Raw genomic sequence first — 15,677 nt, forward strand, 5'->3', positions numbered from 1 at the left:
TGGACACACCGTCCGGTTATAGTCATCCGGACACCGTGTCCACATATCTGTGATGAGGGAGCTCATGCTGTTGCACCTGGACGCCAGCGCCCGCCGCACGTCGTTCTCGCGGAGACTGTCGAGCGTGTACGCCGAGACCTGGCGGGCCGCCCATCCTGAGGCCGGCTACATCTACCGCGACCTGGCCGCGCGACCCGTGCCGCACATCGGCGAGGCATGGACCGAACTGTGCGACCACATCCTGGAACACGAGATCACCGACATCTCGCGCTACCGGGAGGCGGTCCGCACCCCTGCCCAGGGCCGGGCCTGGGCCATCGTGGAGCCCTTGCTCGACGAGGTGGTGGCCGCCGAGGTGGTCCTCATCGGCACGCCGATGTACAACTACTCGATTCCGTCGGCGCTGAAGGCCTGGCTCGACCAGATCACCTTCCCCAAGATGTCGCTCCAAGGCCGCTCGTTCGTGGTGACCAGCGCGCGCGGTGGCGCCTACGGCCCCGGCACCCCCCGCGAGCCGTACGACCACCAGGAGCGCTACCTGCGCGACTTCTTCAAGGGCCACTTCAGGGTCGAGGACGTGACCTTCATCCACGCCGAACTGGTCAACGCCCGCCTCGACCCCTCGCTCGCGCACCTGCGCGAGCAGCACGAACAGTCGCTGACGGCGGCCTTGCGGGAGGCGGCCCGGTGAGTGGCCGATCCTGGCCCCTGCGTGCCCGCCCCACCCGCGCCGCGCGGGGCGGACGGCGGGGCGGATGAGGTGCGTTGACCTGCGGTGACGCCGGTCCGAGGCGCGGGAGGGAATCTCGCTCCACCGAGTGGCAGGAAGTGGTCAGTGGCGTGCAGTTTGCTGCCGCCGAATTGTCTGTTCCGAGGGTCCGCAATGGCGGAGAGTTGTTCTCACAAGGACGAAACAACAAGCCCTCAAGAAAAGAGACAAGAAATGACCTCCACCGCTTACTCCGCCGCCACCGCCGCCCGTTCCGCCGGCACCACCTGGGACTCCTTCACCCGCACCGCCGGAACCACCTGGGACGGCCACTCCCGCGCCGCCGGCACCACCTGGGACTAAATCTCCAAAACCCCGAAAGACATAACCACTGAGAACTACCACCCGACCATGAAAACCCGCACAGCCGACCAATAACACCCGCACACCAGAACACCTGCCCACCCTCCCGACGACGGCAACAAAAGCTCCACCCCGCCGAGCGAAACGAAACCCACGATTTCGCCACGACAGCGGAAACAGCACGCCCCCGGCCCGGCACCCGTGAAACAGGGACGATCAACGCCCGACCGGCCACTGCCGAACCGGCGCCCCGGCGACGCGAGCGAACCACCGCTCCCCCGGTCCCGCCGCACCCCGGCACCCAGCCCTCCCGGACACCCTCACACCAGGGCACCTCCTTGCCACGATCCGGCCACCCACCACTCCACCACCTGGACGCGACCAACCCACCAGGCCCCATCCACCCACGCCAACGCTCATCCGCCACCGCCGCGACCGCCACGCGTCCCAGAACGCGAACGACAGGCGGGCCCTCACAGGCGACGGCCCACGACCCGGCGCGAAAACCCGGACACCCGGCACACCAAGTCGCGCTGTCCGCACTGCGCCACACCCCCGAGAACCCACCCGCAGCACGCCCGCAGGGCGCTCACACAGCCCGGCGGAAACGCCGGTGACCTGCGACGACTCGAACGGTGACCCGTCGGGCGCCAACGCCACCCTCCTGATGGCAGGAAGCGGTCAAGGGCATGCAGCTTGCTGCCGCCGAATTCTCTGTTCCAAAGGCTTGCAATGCCGGAGAGTTGTTCTCACAAGGACGAAACAACAAGCCCTCAAGAAAAGAGAAACAAAATGACCGCCAACGCTTACTCCGCCGCCATCACCGCCCGTTCCGCCGGCACCACCTGGGACTCCTTCACCCGCACCGCCGGAACCACCTGGGACGGCTACTCCCGCGCCGCCGGAACCACCTGGGACTAAAACACAGAACAGCGACACAAACCCAACGACCAGAGAAAGGAGAAACCTTCCCGCCACCTGACCCGCGAAACACGGCACCACCACCGCACATCACGAAAACGACACCGCCCGCCCGCCGAACCCAGCACCCCGGATCGAATCGAACAATCCGCTCAACGGCAACATCAGCGTCGAAGCCACGAATAACCGAACGCCGGAATCTGAGACGGCGACCATCGTGAGCAGCACCGGCCGACGCACCCACCGATCCCTCCCCGGCCCGCCGCCGCACACCCCGCCCGCGGCCCGCCAGAACCTCCGCGAACCACCCCCATCGCGTCCCCTCATGCCCAGACGCCGTCCACGAGACCTTGGCGACCGGGCATCCCCGACCACGACCCGAGACCACCGACCGGCGAGCCTGCCGAGCGAATCGTCCCCGCGCCCGACCATCGGCACCCGCCCGACCGCCCGACCGGCGGGGGCGAGGCCGTCAGGAGGCGGGCGGGATGGACGCCGGGGTGGCGCGGGGGGTCAACCCGTCGATGAGCAGGTCGAGGAGGCCGGCCGTGAGATCGCTCTGCTCAGGGGTTCCCGCGATGAGCGTCGTACCGCCCAGGCTCATGAGGACGACGTCCGGCTCCACGTCCGAGCGGATCGTGCCGTCCGCCACGCCCGCCGCCAGGAGGGTCGCCAGTGCGTCGGTGAGCAGATCGCGGGTTCGCATGCGCAGTTCGCCGTCCCGGACGAGGACCGCGTGCAGGGCCTCCGCCATGCCGTGCTTGGTCGCCATGTAGTCGACGAACAGGTCCATCCAGGCACGAAGCGCCTGCGCGGCGGCCGATGTCTCCAAAAGATCGTGCGCCGCCGCGCAGAGCTTCGCCGTCTGGTTTCGGTAGGTCGCCTCGATGAGGTCCTCGCGGGTGGGGAAGCGGCGGTACAAGGTCCCGATGCCGACCCCGGCGGCCTTGGCGATGCCCTTGAGCGACGCGTCGGCTCCTTCGCCGGCGAAGGCCTCCGCGGCGGCGTCGAGCAGGCGGTCGCGGTTGTGCCGCGCGTCGGCGCGCAGCGGTCGGGCTCGCTCGGTCGGCACGTTCTCTCCTTGCCCGTGCGGATGGCCGGCATGAGTTGCTATATGGAGCCGCGTCCGCTTACAGTCGAACTAAGCGGACCCTGCTCCGCATAGGAGTCTAGGGCCATGTCCGCCATGCGCGTCCGCCACGCACCCAGCGACCGTCCATTCCCGAAAGAGTCACCGCCTTGAGCACTCAGCGCATCACCACGCCGTTCGGCGCGCGATCCACCGCCGCCGAGGTCGTCGCGGGCATCGACCTCGGCGGCAGGCGTGCCGTCGTCACCGGCGCCTCCTCCGGCATCGGCGTCGAGACCGCCCGCGCCCTGGCCTCCGCGGGCGCGGAGGTGACCCTGGCCGTGCGCGACGCCGGGGCCGGCCGGCGCACCGCCGAGGACCTCATCGCCACCACCGGGAACAAGAACGTCCTGGTCGCCCCGCTCGACCTCGCCGACCAGGATTCGGTCAGGGCCTTCGTGGCCGGCTGGGAGGGGCCGCTGCACATCCTGGTCGACAACGCCGGCATCATGGCCACGCCCGAGACGCGCACTCCGCAGGGCTGGGAACTGCAGTTCGCCGTCAACCACCTCGGCCACCTCGCCCTGACCACCGGCCTGCGCGACGCGCTCGCGGCCGCCGGCGGCGCGCGTGTGGTCGTGGTGAGCTCGGTCGGGCACGTCAACGGCGGGGTGCTCTTCGACGACGTCAACTTCGAGCGCCACCCTTACGACCCCTGGGCCGCCTACAGCCAGTCCAAGATCGCCAATGTGCTGTTCGCCGTCGAGGCCGCCAGGCGCTGGGCCGCCGACCGCATCGCGGTGAACGCGCTGAACCCGGGCCGTATCACCGCCACGAACCTCGGCCGCCACATGGGCGGCATCGCCGACGCCCCCGCCTCGTTCGAGCCGGGCAGCACGAACGTGTCGTGGAAGGACGTCGAGCAGGGCGCGGCGACCTCGGTGCTGCTCGCCGCCTCGCCGCTGGTCGAAGGGGTCACCGGCCGCTACTTCGAGGACTGCCAGGAGGCCGGGCCGTACCGGCCGGGCGTCCGCCGCGGCGTCGCCGCCCACGCGCTGGACCCCGAGAAGGCCGCCCGGCTGTGGCGGATCTCCGTCGAGATGCTCACCCCCGCATAGCCGTCCCCGGACCCGCCCCCGACGGCCCGCGCCTGTACTCCTCCCATGCTCGGCGACCTCGTCGGGCAGGCTCACGCCCGGGCCACGGCGACGCTCGGCTGGGCGCGGCGCTAGGCCGGGAGGGCTTCGACGCGGGCGGGGACGTGTTTGTGCCAGGGGGTGCCGGCGTAGGGGTCGCGGTCTTCCGAGGCGGTCAGCTCGTTCGGCGGGGCGCCCGTGGTGACCTCGCCCGCCTCGCCCGGATAGGACAGGCCGAGACCGTTGGGCAGCGAGATGTGCCCCGCCTGGAGGGTGTCGGTGATCTCGACGGTCGCCTCGACCGAGCCGCGTCTGGTCGTCACCCGCGCCCGGGATCCGCCGGACAGGCCGAGTTCGGCGGCGTCCTTGGGGCTGATCCGCAGCATGCCGTCCACGTCGCGCCTGCGCCAGGAGGGGTCACGGAAGATCGTGTTGGCGGTGAAGGCGCGCCGCTCCCCCGCCGACAGGACGAAGGGGTACTCCGGGTGCTCGTCCGGGCCGGCCCCGAGGCCGGCGAGTTCTTCCAGCAGGTCGGGCAGCGCTAGATGGATCTTCTTGTCGGGGGTGCCGAGCCGATCCCAGCCGTCCGAGGGCTCGTCGACGGTGAACACCAGGCCCGAAGGGCTGTCGAGGATCGCGTCGAACAGCCGGTCGCCCAGTTCGACGCCCTCGCCGTCGATGCCGGCCCGCCGGACCGCGTCCGGGTGGGCCATCGCGACCCGGACGGCCTGCGCCCACAGCGAGGCGGCGGCCGCGGCGCCGCCGGGCAGGGTCGGGCCGAGGGTGCGATAGAGCAGCGCGGGTGCCACCCTGGCCAGCCGCGGGTCGGCCATGGCGGCCATGAACGCCTCGGCGAAGGCCGCGCGGCCCCGCTCGGCCGCCTCGCGCAGAGGCCGGACGCGGTCGGCGGGGAGGGCGCCGACGGCCTCGCACAACCGGGCGTGGATCTCGGGCTCGGGCAGCAGGTCGGCGCCCTCCGGCGGGTCGAGCACCGGGCGGCGCAGGTGGAAGTGGTTGGCCGGGGCCTCCAGGTTGAAGAAGGTGGCCTCCCACTTCTCGAACTGGGAGGGCGCGGGCAGCACGTAGTCGGCCAGCCGTGCCGTCTCGGTCATCGCGATGTCGATCACCACGAGCAGGTCGAGCGCCTCCATCGCCGCGCGCATCCGCTTGGAGTCGGCGACCGAGTGCGCGGGGTTGGCCGTCTCGACGAGCATGGCGCGGTAGCGGCGCGGATGGTCGGTGAGGATCTCCTCGGCGACCACGTTGGAGGGGACCAGGCCCGAGATGATGCGCGCTCCGGCCACCGGGCTGACCCGGTCGCGTTTGGGCCCGTGGTGGCTGAAGGTGACGAACGGCGCGAACAGGATCGGCGGATTGTTGGTGCCCGGCCGCCCGAAGTTCCCGGTCAGCAGCCACAGCAGGTTGTCCAGATAGCTGTTGAGCGTGGAGTGCAGCGTCATCTGGACGCCGAGGTCCTCGAACACGGCCACGCTCGAGGCGGCGGCGACGCGGCGCGCCGCCGTCCGCACCAGTTCCTCCGGCACGCCCGCGGTCTCGCAGTACGCCGCGACCGGCACCGGCCGCAGGGCCTCGCGGACCTCCTCCAGGCCGACCGCGTGGGCGGCCAGCCACTCGTGGGCGATGAGGTCCTCCTGGACGAGCACCGCGGCCATGGCGGCGAGCAGCCAGGCGTCGGCGCCGGGGCGCACCCGCAGGTGGATGTCGGCCAGTTCGGCGGTCTCGGTGCGCCGGGGATCGATGACGATCATGCACCGGGCCGGGTCTCGGGCGATCTCACGCAGCGTGGGCCGGGCGCGCGGCAGACCGTGGGACTGCCACGGATTCTTCCCGACGAACAGTGCGACCTCGCAGTGCTCGAAGTCTCCGGTGGCCATGTTGCCCAGCATGCGGTCCGACACCCAGAACAGGCCGGTCTTCTCCTGGGCGAGGGCGTTGGAGCGGTATCTGGCGCCGAGCGCGCGCATGAAGGCGCCGGAATAGGAACCGCCGAGGTGGTTGCCCTGCCCTCCGCCGCCGTAGTAGAAGATCGACTCGCCGCCGTGGGCGTCGCGGACCGCGGAGAACCGCGCGGCGATCTCGGCGATGGCGGTGTCCCAGTCGACGCGCTCGAACGTGCCGTCGGGCCGCCGCCGCAGCGGGTGGGTCAGCCGGTCCACGCCGTTCTGGTAGTGGTCGAGGCGCAGCGGCTTCTCGCAGGCGTATCCCTGGGAGGACGGGTGGGCCTTGTCTCCGCGGATCCGCTCGAAGCGACGGCCGTCGAGCTTGATCTCGATGCCGCAGTTGGACGCGCAGAGCACGCACGCCGAAGGCCGCCATTCGGTGTCCACGTCGCCTCCTCCAGGCCAGGGTTGAGTTCGATATGCAGACTCAGCCTAGACCAGAACATCCGTCTTGTCGCCGTGCGGATTGGAAGCGCCCTCGGACGGATGCACCCTCACCCAGGGGGTAATTGCCGCATAGTGGAAGAAGCCGCACCCAGTCGGCTCCGCGAGAACGTAAAGGCCGACTTCACCGACGCATGCGGAGGCTCCCTGTGTTCGAGCGCTTCACCGATTCGGCCCGACGAGCCGTGGTCGCCGCCCAGGAGGAGGCGAGGCGCCTCGACCACGGCCACATCGGCACCGAGCACCTGCTGCTCGGCCTGCTGGGCGAGGGCAGGGGACTGGCCGCCACCATGCTCGCCAGGTCGGGCATCAGCCTGGACGGCGCCAGGGCCGACGTCGAGGAGATGGTCGGGCGCGGCGACAGTTCCCCCGGGATGCACATCCCGTTCACCCCCAGGGCGAAGAAGGTGCTCGAACTGTCCCTGCGCGAGGCGCTGCAACTCCACCACAACTACATCAGCACCGAGCACATCCTCCTGGGACTCATCCAGGAGCGGCGGGGCGTCGGCGTCAAGGTGCTGGAGTCGCACGAGATCGACCTGACGCTGATGCGCGGACGGCTCATCGAAGGAGCGACGACCCGCAGGGTGAGCCGGCCCCTCGGCCCGCCCGCCGAGGACCCGATCCCGCTGCCGCCCCAGATGTCGTTCATGGCGCGTCTGGAACGGATGCAGGAGAGCCTGGACCGCATAGAGAGGCGGCTGGACGCCATGGGCGTCCCCCCGGCCGCCGCCGGGGAGAAAGCCGAAGACGCCGGCAGGCATGGCGGCGCGGAGTAAGGGAGTGCGGGCCGGCCGTCGTGATCCGCGATCCCCGAGCGCTCCCGGAGCACGGCGGCCGGCCGGTGCTCAGCCGCGCGGCGCGGGCACCAGGGCGCCGGTGGCGATCCTCGCCTCCAGCACGCCCGGGTCGTCGGTGTAGGCGAGCGTGGCGCCGAGGGAGAGCAGCAGGCGGCGCATGCGCATGTTGTCCGACAGCAGACCGGCCTTCACCTCGGCGAAGCCGAGATCGCGTGCCTCCTGCAGCAGCATCCGCGCCAGCGCGCCGCCGAGTCCCCGTCCCTGCCAGCGGTCCTCGACCAGGAACGCCATCTCGGCGATGCCCGGATCCGGAGTGAAGATCAGGTTGGCGAGCGCCACGACCTGGCCGTCGTATCCCGCGACGAGCGAGTGGCCGCGGTCGCGGTCGCAGAGCCGGTCGAACATGCGCGGGGGCAGGGCCGGCATGGAGGTGAAGTAACGGAACCTGCGCGAGTCCGGGGAGCAGCGGTCGTGCAGGTCGCGCACGGCCTCGCGGTAGAGCAGGGTCAGCGCGCGCACCTGCACCTCGACGCCGTCGTCCAGCAGCACGGGCCGCTCCGCGGCGGGTGCCTCCGCCGGCGGCTGCGCGAGCCGCACCAGCGCCGCCGCCCGGGCGGCCTCGGTCAGCGTGAACGGCAGCCCGGTGCGGCGCAGCCGGACGGCGCGGCGCGGCGCCACGGGAACGGTGAGGAGGGTGGGATCGGGCAGGTCGGAGGACAGGTCCACGCCGTAGACCCAGCGCGCGTCGTCCGCGCGCAGCAGTTCGCACAGCACCTCCGGCAGCCGCCACGGCATGGCCCGCAGGCGGGCGGCGAGCAGCAGGGCGCGAGTGGGCTCGTCGGTCAACTCGTGGGCGGTGGCGGGGACGACCTGGACGCGCCGGCCGCCCGCCGCCTCCAGGGCCTCGCGCACGCTCTCCGCCGAGGCGGGGATGTCGGCGACGAACTCGTCCACGGTGCCGTCGGTGTCGGGTTGAACACTCAGCCCGAGGATGTTGCCGCCCTTGGCCGCCAGCGCGGCGGCGAGTGAGGCGAGACGGCCCGGTCGTTCGTCCACCGTGGTGCGGATCCGCAGAAATCCCATCAAAACTCCCTGTCGTCCGAACAGCAGCATGCCGCCGAGCTGTTACGGAACTGCTACATAGACGTGAGCCTGGGGTTTCCATTCATCAGGTTTGCTGCCAGATCACTGATTTCGCGTGCCGCGTCACCTATGGCGGCCGGTTTCCCCTGGTGTGCCGCGCGAGCGCGGCGGATATAGCATCGTGCCCGATGACCGATCTGCTCTTCCGCGGCGGCCGCGTGTTCACCGGCGCCGCGCGCCCGCCCGTCTCACAGGCGGTGCTCGTACGCGACGGGCGCATCGCGGCCCTCGGCGCCGAATCCGACGTCGCCGCCCGGGCGCGCCCCGGCCACGAGACGGTGGACCTGGCCGGGCGCCTGCTGACCCCCGCGTTCACCGACGCCCACGTCCACCCGATCCAGGCCGGTCTCGAGCGCGCCAAGTGCGACCTGTCAGAGGTGTTCGGCCTGGCGGCGTACGTGCAGAAGATCGCCGTCTACGCCGGGAAGCATCCCGGAAAGGCGTGGATCGACGGCGGAGGCTGGGACATGGCAGCCTTCCCCGGCGGGCTCCCGCACCGCACCCAGATCGACTTCGTCGACCGCCCCGTCTACCTCATCCAGCGCGACCACCACGCGGCCTGGGTGAACACCAGGGCGCTGGAGCTCGCCGGGGTCACCGCCGAGACGCCCGACCCCCCCGACGGCCGCATCGAACGCGACCCGGACGGCACCCCGAGCGGCGTCCTGCACGAGGGCGCCATGGACCTGGCCGGCCTGCTCACGCCCCGGCCGACCGCCGCCGACCTCGACGACGCGCTGATGGACGCCCAGTCCCACCTGTTCTCGCTGGGCATCACCGGCTGGCAGGACGCCATCGTCGGCTCCTACGCCGGTTCCGACGACAACTTCCCCGCCTACCTGTCCGCGGCCGCCTCGGGGCGCCTGAGAGCACGGGTGGTCGGGGCGCTCTGGTGGGACAGGGCGCGCGGCGCCGAGCAGATCGACGAGATGGCCGAGCGCCGGGCGCAGGCAGGCGGCCTGTTCTCCGCGGGCTCGGTGAAGATCATGCAGGACGGCATCGCCGAGAACTTCACCGCCGCGGTCATCGAGCCCTACTGCAACTGCGGCCCCGACCAGCGCGGCCTGTCCTACGTCGACCCCGAGTTGCTGAAGGGCCACGTCGCCGAACTCGACCGCCGCGGCTTCCAGGTGCACTTCCACGCCATCGGCGAGCGGGCCGTGCGCGAGTCGCTGGACGCGCTCGAAGGCACCTCGCCGCGCAACCGGCACCACATCGCCCACCTGCAGATCGTCGAGCCCTCGGACGTGCCGCGCTTCGCCCGCCTCGGCGTCGCCGCCAACCTGCAGCCGCTGTGGGCCACCCACCACCTGCAGATGGACGAGCTGTGCATCCCCTACCTGGGCGAGCGACGCTCCTCCTGGCAGTACCCGTTCGCCGACCTGGTGCGCACCGGGGCCCGGCTCTGCGCGGGCAGCGACTGGCCGGTCTCCTCGGCCGACCCCCTGCAGGGGATGCACGTCGCCGTCAACCGCACCGAGCCGGGCGGTTCGGTGCACGCCGGCTATCCGACGGCGCAGACGCCGTTCCTGCCGCACCAGAGCCTCGATCTGGCCACGGTCATGGCCGCCTACACCGCCGGGTCGGCGTGGATCAACCACGACGACGAGGCCGGCGTCATCGCCACCGGCAACCGCGCCGACCTGGTCGTGCTCGACCGCGACCCGTACGCGCTGCCCGCCGAGGAGATCTGGACCACGCGGGTCGCCATGACCTTCGCCGCCGGCGACCTGGTGTACGAACACCGGGGCTGACCGGCGGCAGAGCGACAGGGTAGGAGAAGGCCCCCGCGGATCACCGCGGGGGCCTTCTCGCGTCGATGACGCTGTGGCCGTGGACCTACCAGGGCGAACGGTTGTTGCGGAGCCGCTCGAGGGCCTCGGCGAGGATCGCCGCGCCGTCGGTGTCGCTGCGCCGCTCCTTCACGTACGCCAGGTGGGTCTTGTACGGCTCGTTGCGCGGCGGCGCGGGCGGGGCCGACTCGTCCTGACCGGCGGGAAGACCGCACCGGGGGCAGTCCCAGTACTCCGGGACGGCCGCGTCGCTGGCGAAACTCGGACGCGTCTCGTGCATGTTGGCGCACCAGAACGAGACCCGGACGCGAGGGGCCGCCTCGCCACGCTCGGCCTCTCCCATCGGACCGGCGCCGACACGACTACCACGGATGGCGTTGCCACTACCCACGGATGAACTCCTCGCTTGATCGCCCCACCGCGCGGCGGGGAAAAGAATCTCTGTCAGGCTTCAGGGACGGGCGTCTACGCCGGCCGGAGCAGCAGCCCGAGCGCGATGATGCAGACGAACCAGACCGAGCCGGTGATGATCGTGAGTCGGTCGAGGTTCCGCTCCACCACCGAGGATCCGCCGAAGGACGATTGCAAGCCGCCACCGAAGAGATCCGAAAGGCCGCCACCCTTGCCCTTGTGGAGCAGCACGAGCAGCACCATGAGTGCGCTCGACAGGATGAGGGCGATGGAGATGCCGATAATCACCGTTGACCTGTTTCCCTGTTATGCGCGCCGAAGCGCGACCTGACCTGCCCGGCGACCGCCGGGGTGACGATTCGAAGTGTCTCTTCGAGGGTACGTCGTAAAATCAACTTGTACCTCCCGAACAGCTCACCTAGCCCGACATTTCGCCGAAACGACTAATCTTAACGAAGTCGGCCGGGTCGAGGGACGCACCACCGACCAGAGCCCCGTCGATATCGGGCTGTGCCATGATGCCGGCGGTGTTGCCGCCCTTGACCGACCCACCGTAAAGGATACGGACGGCCGTGGCCACATCCTCGTCGTACAGCTCGGCGAGTCGCACCCGGATGGCGCCGCAGACCTCCTGCGCGTCCTCGGGCGTGGCGACCTCGCCGGTGCCGATCGCCCAGACGGGTTCGTAGGCGACGACGATCGACTTGGCCTGGTCGTGCTTCACGCCGTTCAGCGCCGCGTCCAGCTGCGACACGGTGTAGGCGACGTGGCCGCCCGCCTGGCGGATCGGGAGGCCCTCGCCCACGCACAGGATCGGCGTGAGGGAGTGCCGGTAGGCCGCCTGCACCTTGGCGTTGACGAGCTGGTCGTCCTCGCCGTGGTACTGCCGCCGCTCGGAGTGGCCGGCCAGCACGTACGTGCAGCCCAGCTTGGCGAGCATGGCGCCGGAGATCTCACCGGTGTAGGCGCCGGCGTCGTGCGTCGACAGGTCCTGCGCACCGTACACGATGCGGAGCTTGTCGCCGTCCACCAGGGTCTGCACACTGCGCAGGTCGGTGAACGGCGGCAGCACCGCGACCTCGGCACGGTCGAAGTCCTTGTCGGTCAGCGTGAACGCCAGCTTCTGGACGAGAGCGATGGCCTCGAGGTGGTTGAGGTTCATCTTCCAGTTGCCGGCGAAGAGCGGCTTGCGGGCTGTGCTCATGGGGTGCTCAGTCCTCCAGCGCGGCGAGGCCGGGCAGGGTCTTGCCCTCGAGATATTCGAGGCTCGCCCCTCCGCCGGTCGAGATGTGGGAGAAGCCGTCCTCGGGGAGGCCGAGCTTGCGCACGGCGGCCGCCGAGTCGCCGCCGCCGACCACGGTGAAGGCGCCGGAGGCGATCAGCGCCTCGGCCACGGCACGGGTGCCGCCCGAGAACGCGTCGAACTCGAACACGCCCATCGGGCCGTTCCAGAAGACGGTCGCGGCGTCGGCCAGCTTGCCGGCGAACAGCTCGCGGGTCTTCGGGCCGATGTCCAGGCCCTCGCGGTCGGCGGGGATCGCGGTGGCCTCGACCACCTCGAACGGCGCGTCCTCGGCGAAGGTCGTCGCGGCCAGGACGTCGACCGGCAGCACGAGCTCCACGCCGCGCTTGTCGGCCTCGGCGATGAAGCCGCGCACCTGGTCGAGCTGGTCTTCCTGCAGCAGCGAGTTGCCGACCTCGTGGCCCTGGGCCTTGAGGAAGGTGTAGGCCATGCCACCGCCGACGACGAGCCGGTCGACCTTGCCGAGCAGGTTGGCGATCACGCCGAGCTTGTCGGAGACCTTGGCGCCGCCGAGCACGACGACGTACGGCCGGGCGGGCTGCTCGGTGAGCTTCTTGAGCACCTCGACCTCGGCCACGACCAGACCGCCGGCGGCGTGCGGGAGACGCTTGGGCACGTCGTACACGCTGGCGTGCTTGCGGTGCACCGCGCCGAAACCGTCGCCGACGTACAGCTCGGCCAGGGCGGCGAGCCTGTCGGCGAAGGCGCCGCGCACCTCGTCGTCCTTGGACTCCTCGCCCGGCTCGAAGCGGAGGTTCTCCAGCAGGGCCACCTCGCCGTCGGCCAGGCCGTCGACGGTGGTGCGCGCGGAGTCGCCCACGACGTCGGAGGCGAAGGCCACCGGGTGGCCGAGCAGCTCACCGAGCCGCGCGGCCACGGGGGTCAGCGAGAACTGCGGCGCCACCTTGCCCTTGGGCCGGCCCAGGTGGGCGCAGACGACCACCCGCGCGCCGCGCTCGGCGAGCGCGGCGATCGTGGGCACCGAGGCGCGGATGCGCCCGTCGTCGGTGATGACGTCCCCGTCGAGGGGGACGTTCAGGTCGGCGCGCACCAGAACGCGCCGGCCCTTCACGTCGAGGGAATCGATGGTCTGCATCAGAACTGCGAACCAACCAGCTCGATGAGGTCGCCGAGGCGGTTGGAGTAGCCCCACTCGTTGTCGTACCAGCCGACGACCTTGGCCTGGTTGCCGATGACCTTGGTCAGGCCGGAGTCGAAGATGCAGGAGGCGGGGTCGGTGACGATGTCGGAGGAGACGATGTCGTCCTCGGTGTAGCTGAGGATGCCGCGCAGCGGGCCCTCGGCGGCCGCCTTGATGGCGGCGTTGATCTCTTCGGCCGTGGTCTCGCGCTTGAGGTCGACGGTCAGGTCGGTGGCCGAGCCGGTGGGGATCGGCACGCGCAGCGCGAAGCCGTCGAGCCTGCCCTTCAGCTCGGGCAGCACCAGGCCGATGGCCTTGGCGGCGCCGGTGGAGGTCGGCACGATGTTCAGGGCGGCGGCGCGGGCGCGGCGCAGGTCCTTGTGCGGGCCGTCCTGGAGGTTCTGGTCCTGGGTGTAGGCATGGATCGTGGTCATCAGACCCTTCTCGATGCCGAAGGTGTCGTTGATGACCTTGGCCATGGGGGCCAGGCAGTTGGTCGTGCAGGAGGCGTTGGAGATGATCGTGTGCGCCGCCGGGTCGTACTGCTCGTGGTTGACGCCCATGACGATGGTGATGTCCTCGCCCTTGGCCGGGGCGGAGATGATGACCTTCTTGGCGCCGTTGTCGGCGTGCACCTTGGCCTTGGCGGCGTCGGTGAACAGGCCGGTGGACTCGACGACGACGTCCACGCCCAGGTCGCCCCAGGGCAGCTTGGCGGGGTCGCGCTCGGCGAAGACCTTGATGGACTTGCCGTCAACGATGATCTCGTCGGCCGTGCTCTTCACCTCGTACGGCAACCGGCCCAGGATGCTGTCGTACTTGAGCAGGTGGGCGAGGGTGGCATTGTCGGTCAGGTCGTTGACGGCGACAATCTCGATGTCCTTCCCGCCGGCCGCCACGGCTCGCCAGAAGTTGCGGCCGATACGGCCGAAGCCGTTGATGCCTACGCGGATGCTCACGGAACCTGATCTCCTCGAACGTCGTGCGCCGGCTCGTGCCGGCGTCGTGGCGGGCTGAAACCTCAGACAACCCTACCGGGTTGCAATTGGTGTAGACCACGTGGCCGTCCCCTTTGCGGCCGCCGTCACGCGCCCCGGGAAACCCCGCAGCTCAGGGCCACTCCACGCCATCGCGACCGCCTTCTTCCACCGATGACGGGCGGCCACGTGCCCCGCCGGGCCGGCCCTCCCGCCCGGGAGGGGGCCCGTTCTCGACGGCCCGCAGGGCCGTCGCGCCGGCCCGTCTCGCGCGGGAGAGGCCTCCCGCCCTCGATCAGGCCCATCCCGTCCGCAAGCCTTGGTCATCGTCGGACGCCACGCGCCCCGCCGGTGCGGCCGGGCCCGCCCGGCCGGCGGGCGTTCGCGAAGGGGCGCACTAGGGCGCGAGCATCTCGGCGGTGAGATTGGCGTCGGTGCTGGCGATGCCGAGGTCGGAGGCGCGCTTGTCGGCCATCGCGAGCAGCCGCCTGATGCGGCCGGCGATGGCGTCCTTGGTCAGCGGGGGGTCGGCGATCTGGCCGAGCTCCTCGAGCGACGCCTGCTTGTGCTCGACGCGCAGGCGTCCGGCGACGACCAGGTGCTCGGGGGCCTCCTCGCCCAGGATCTCGAGCGCCCGCTGGACCCTGGCCCCGGCGGCCACCGCGGCCCGCGCCGAGCGGCGCAGGTTGGCGTCGTCGAAGTTGGCCAGGCGGTGAGCGGTGGCGCGCACCTCGCGGCGCATGCGGCGCTCCTCCCACGCCAGGACGCTGTCGTGGGCGCCCAGCCGGGTCAGCAGGGCGCTGATCGCGTCGCCGTCCCTGACCACGACGCGGTCGACCCCGCGCACCTCCCGCGCCTTGGCGTGGATCTTGAGCCGCCGGGCGGAGCCCACCAGGGCCAGCGCCGCCTCCGGACCGGGGCAGGTGACCTCCAGCGACATCGAGCGGCCCGGCTCGGTCAGCGAGCCGTGGGCGAGGAACGCGCCCCGCCAGGCCGCCTCGGCGTCGCAGGTGGCGCCGGAGACGACCTGCCGCGGCAGCCCCCGCACCGGGCGCCCGTGGTTGTCGATGAGCCCGGTCTGGCGGGCGAGCGCCTCGCCGTCGCGGTACACCCGCACGACGTACCTCGACCCCTTGCGCAGGCCCGCGGGCGCCAGGACCAGCACCTCGGCCTTGTGCCCGAACACCTCGCCGATGTCCCTGATCAGGCGCCGGGCGGTGACGTTGGTGTCCAGCTCCGCCTCGATCACGATGCGGCCGCCCACAAGGTGCAGCCCGCTCGCGAACCGCAGCAACGTCGACACCTCGGCCTTGCGGCAGCAAGGCTTCAGCACCGAGAGCCGGCTCAGCTCGTCCTTCACCACACCCGTCATGGCCATGTGCCTGTGTCCTCCCCCATACAGACGCCTCTCACGGTCGAGCCGGCCTCGTCGCGCCACGCGGACGTCTCCCGCGCCCGGCGCGGCTCCATCGGCCCCCGGCAAGTCTCTCGCACCCCGTGGGCGCG

General features: G+C 71.1%; 14 protein-coding genes and 1 pseudogene. 6 read left to right on the forward strand and 9 right to left on the reverse strand.

The features are described 5' to 3' along the window. The first annotated feature begins 64 nt into the window (after window positions 1–64). The 3 genes from ACFO60_RS18600 (at window position 65) to ACFO60_RS18610 (ending at window position 1,993) form a co-directional block, all read left to right on the forward strand. Complete coding sequence (locus ACFO60_RS18600) at window positions 65–691, forward strand: FMN-dependent NADH-azoreductase (RefSeq protein ID WP_380841670.1); 627 nt, start codon at window positions 65–67, stop codon at window positions 689–691. A 252-nt stretch (window positions 692–943) separates the two neighbouring features. Continuing rightward, complete coding sequence (locus tag ACFO60_RS18605) at window positions 944–1,072, forward strand: hypothetical protein (protein ID WP_380841671.1); 129 nt, start codon at window positions 944–946, stop codon at window positions 1,070–1,072. A 792-nt stretch (window positions 1,073–1,864) separates the two neighbouring features. Then, complete coding sequence (locus tag ACFO60_RS18610; RefSeq protein ID WP_380841673.1) at window positions 1,865–1,993, forward strand: hypothetical protein; 129 nt, start codon at window positions 1,865–1,867, stop codon at window positions 1,991–1,993. 472 nt (window positions 1,994–2,465) lie between these two features. On the opposite strand, the gene ACFO60_RS18615 is transcribed toward ACFO60_RS18610, so the two are convergent. Continuing rightward, entirely contained in the window at window positions 2,466–3,065 is a 600-nt protein-coding gene (locus ACFO60_RS18615) for a TetR/AcrR family transcriptional regulator (protein ID WP_380841674.1), read from the reverse strand. A 167-nt stretch (window positions 3,066–3,232) separates the two neighbouring features. On the opposite strand from ACFO60_RS18615, the gene ACFO60_RS18620 reads away from it, so the two are divergent. Then, window positions 3,233–4,180, forward strand: coding sequence for an SDR family NAD(P)-dependent oxidoreductase (locus ACFO60_RS18620; protein WP_380841676.1), 948 nt, complete (start codon window positions 3,233–3,235; stop codon window positions 4,178–4,180). 110 nt (window positions 4,181–4,290) lie between these two features. On the opposite strand, the gene ACFO60_RS18625 is transcribed toward ACFO60_RS18620, so the two are convergent. Continuing rightward, entirely contained in the window at window positions 4,291–6,546 is a 2,256-nt protein-coding gene (locus tag ACFO60_RS18625; RefSeq protein WP_380841677.1) for a molybdopterin-dependent oxidoreductase, read from the reverse strand. Between the two features lie 206 nt (window positions 6,547–6,752). On the opposite strand from ACFO60_RS18625, the pseudogene ACFO60_RS18630 reads away from it, so the two are divergent. Next, a pseudogene (locus ACFO60_RS18630) lies at window positions 6,753–7,172 on the forward strand (Clp protease N-terminal domain-containing protein); the annotation flags it as partial. 279 nt (window positions 7,173–7,451) lie between these two features. On the opposite strand, the gene ACFO60_RS18635 reads toward ACFO60_RS18630, so the two are convergent. After that, window positions 7,452–8,486, reverse strand: coding sequence for a GNAT family N-acetyltransferase (locus ACFO60_RS18635; protein WP_380841679.1), 1,035 nt, complete (start codon window positions 8,484–8,486; stop codon window positions 7,452–7,454). 188 nt (window positions 8,487–8,674) lie between these two features. On the opposite strand from ACFO60_RS18635, the gene ACFO60_RS18640 reads away from it, so the two are divergent. Beyond that, window positions 8,675–10,300 (forward strand): amidohydrolase, encoded by a 1,626-nt coding sequence (locus ACFO60_RS18640; RefSeq protein ID WP_380841680.1) that lies wholly within the window; start codon window positions 8,675–8,677, stop codon window positions 10,298–10,300. Between the two features lie 85 nt (window positions 10,301–10,385). Here the strand turns inward: ACFO60_RS18640 and ACFO60_RS18645 are convergent, their stop codons facing one another. The 6 genes from ACFO60_RS18645 to whiA all read right to left on the reverse strand — a co-directional run bounded on the left by ACFO60_RS18645 (window position 10,386) and on the right by whiA (window position 15,549). Further along, window positions 10,386–10,730, reverse strand: a complete 345-nt coding sequence (locus ACFO60_RS18645; protein WP_189163482.1) for an RNA polymerase-binding protein RbpA — start codon at window positions 10,728–10,730, stop codon at window positions 10,386–10,388. 74 nt (window positions 10,731–10,804) lie between these two features. Then, the gene (gene secG / locus ACFO60_RS18650) at window positions 10,805–11,038 is read right to left on the reverse strand and encodes a preprotein translocase subunit SecG (RefSeq protein WP_380841681.1); all 234 of its coding nucleotides are present in this window, start codon (window positions 11,036–11,038) and stop codon (window positions 10,805–10,807) included. 130 nt (window positions 11,039–11,168) lie between these two features. Next, window positions 11,169–11,954, reverse strand: coding sequence for a triose-phosphate isomerase (gene tpiA, locus ACFO60_RS18655; RefSeq protein ID WP_380841682.1), 786 nt, complete (start codon window positions 11,952–11,954; stop codon window positions 11,169–11,171). A 7-nt stretch (window positions 11,955–11,961) separates the two neighbouring features. Continuing rightward, window positions 11,962–13,149, reverse strand: coding sequence for a phosphoglycerate kinase (locus ACFO60_RS18660; RefSeq protein ID WP_380841683.1), 1,188 nt, complete (start codon window positions 13,147–13,149; stop codon window positions 11,962–11,964). Then, window positions 13,149–14,153, reverse strand: coding sequence for a type I glyceraldehyde-3-phosphate dehydrogenase (gap, locus tag ACFO60_RS18665; RefSeq protein ID WP_380841684.1), 1,005 nt, complete (start codon window positions 14,151–14,153; stop codon window positions 13,149–13,151). Before gap ends, ACFO60_RS18660 begins: the two co-directional genes overlap by 1 nt. Window positions 14,154–14,568: 415 nt before the next feature. Beyond that, window positions 14,569–15,549 carry a DNA-binding protein WhiA gene (whiA, locus tag ACFO60_RS18670; protein WP_380841685.1) on the reverse strand — a complete coding sequence of 327 codons (981 nt, stop codon included), beginning with the start codon at window positions 15,547–15,549 and terminating at the stop codon, window positions 14,569–14,571. Window positions 15,550–15,677 lie beyond the last annotated feature (128 nt).

The organism is Sphaerisporangium dianthi, from assembly GCF_042654065.1.
Lineage (GTDB): Bacteria > Actinomycetota > Actinomycetes > Streptosporangiales > Streptosporangiaceae > Sphaerisporangium > Sphaerisporangium dianthi.

Coding starts and splice junctions, on each gene's coding strand:
- ACFO60_RS18660 (WP_380841683.1), bottom strand. CDS start 13,149: ATGCAGACCATCGATTCCCTCGACGTGAAGGGCCGGCGCGTTCTGGTG.
- ACFO60_RS18640 (WP_380841680.1), top strand. CDS start 8,675: ATGACCGATCTGCTCTTCCGCGGCGGCCGCGTGTTCACCGGCGCCGCG.
- ACFO60_RS18605 (WP_380841671.1), top strand. CDS start 944: ATGACCTCCACCGCTTACTCCGCCGCCACCGCCGCCCGTTCCGCCGGC.
- ACFO60_RS18635 (WP_380841679.1), bottom strand. CDS start 8,486: ATGGGATTTCTGCGGATCCGCACCACGGTGGACGAACGACCGGGCCGT.
- whiA (WP_380841685.1), bottom strand. CDS start 15,549: ATGGCCATGACGGGTGTGGTGAAGGACGAGCTGAGCCGGCTCTCGGTG.
- tpiA (WP_380841682.1), bottom strand. CDS start 11,954: ATGAGCACAGCCCGCAAGCCGCTCTTCGCCGGCAACTGGAAGATGAAC.
- ACFO60_RS18600 (WP_380841670.1), top strand. CDS start 65: ATGCTGTTGCACCTGGACGCCAGCGCCCGCCGCACGTCGTTCTCGCGG.
- ACFO60_RS18610 (WP_380841673.1), top strand. CDS start 1,865: ATGACCGCCAACGCTTACTCCGCCGCCATCACCGCCCGTTCCGCCGGC.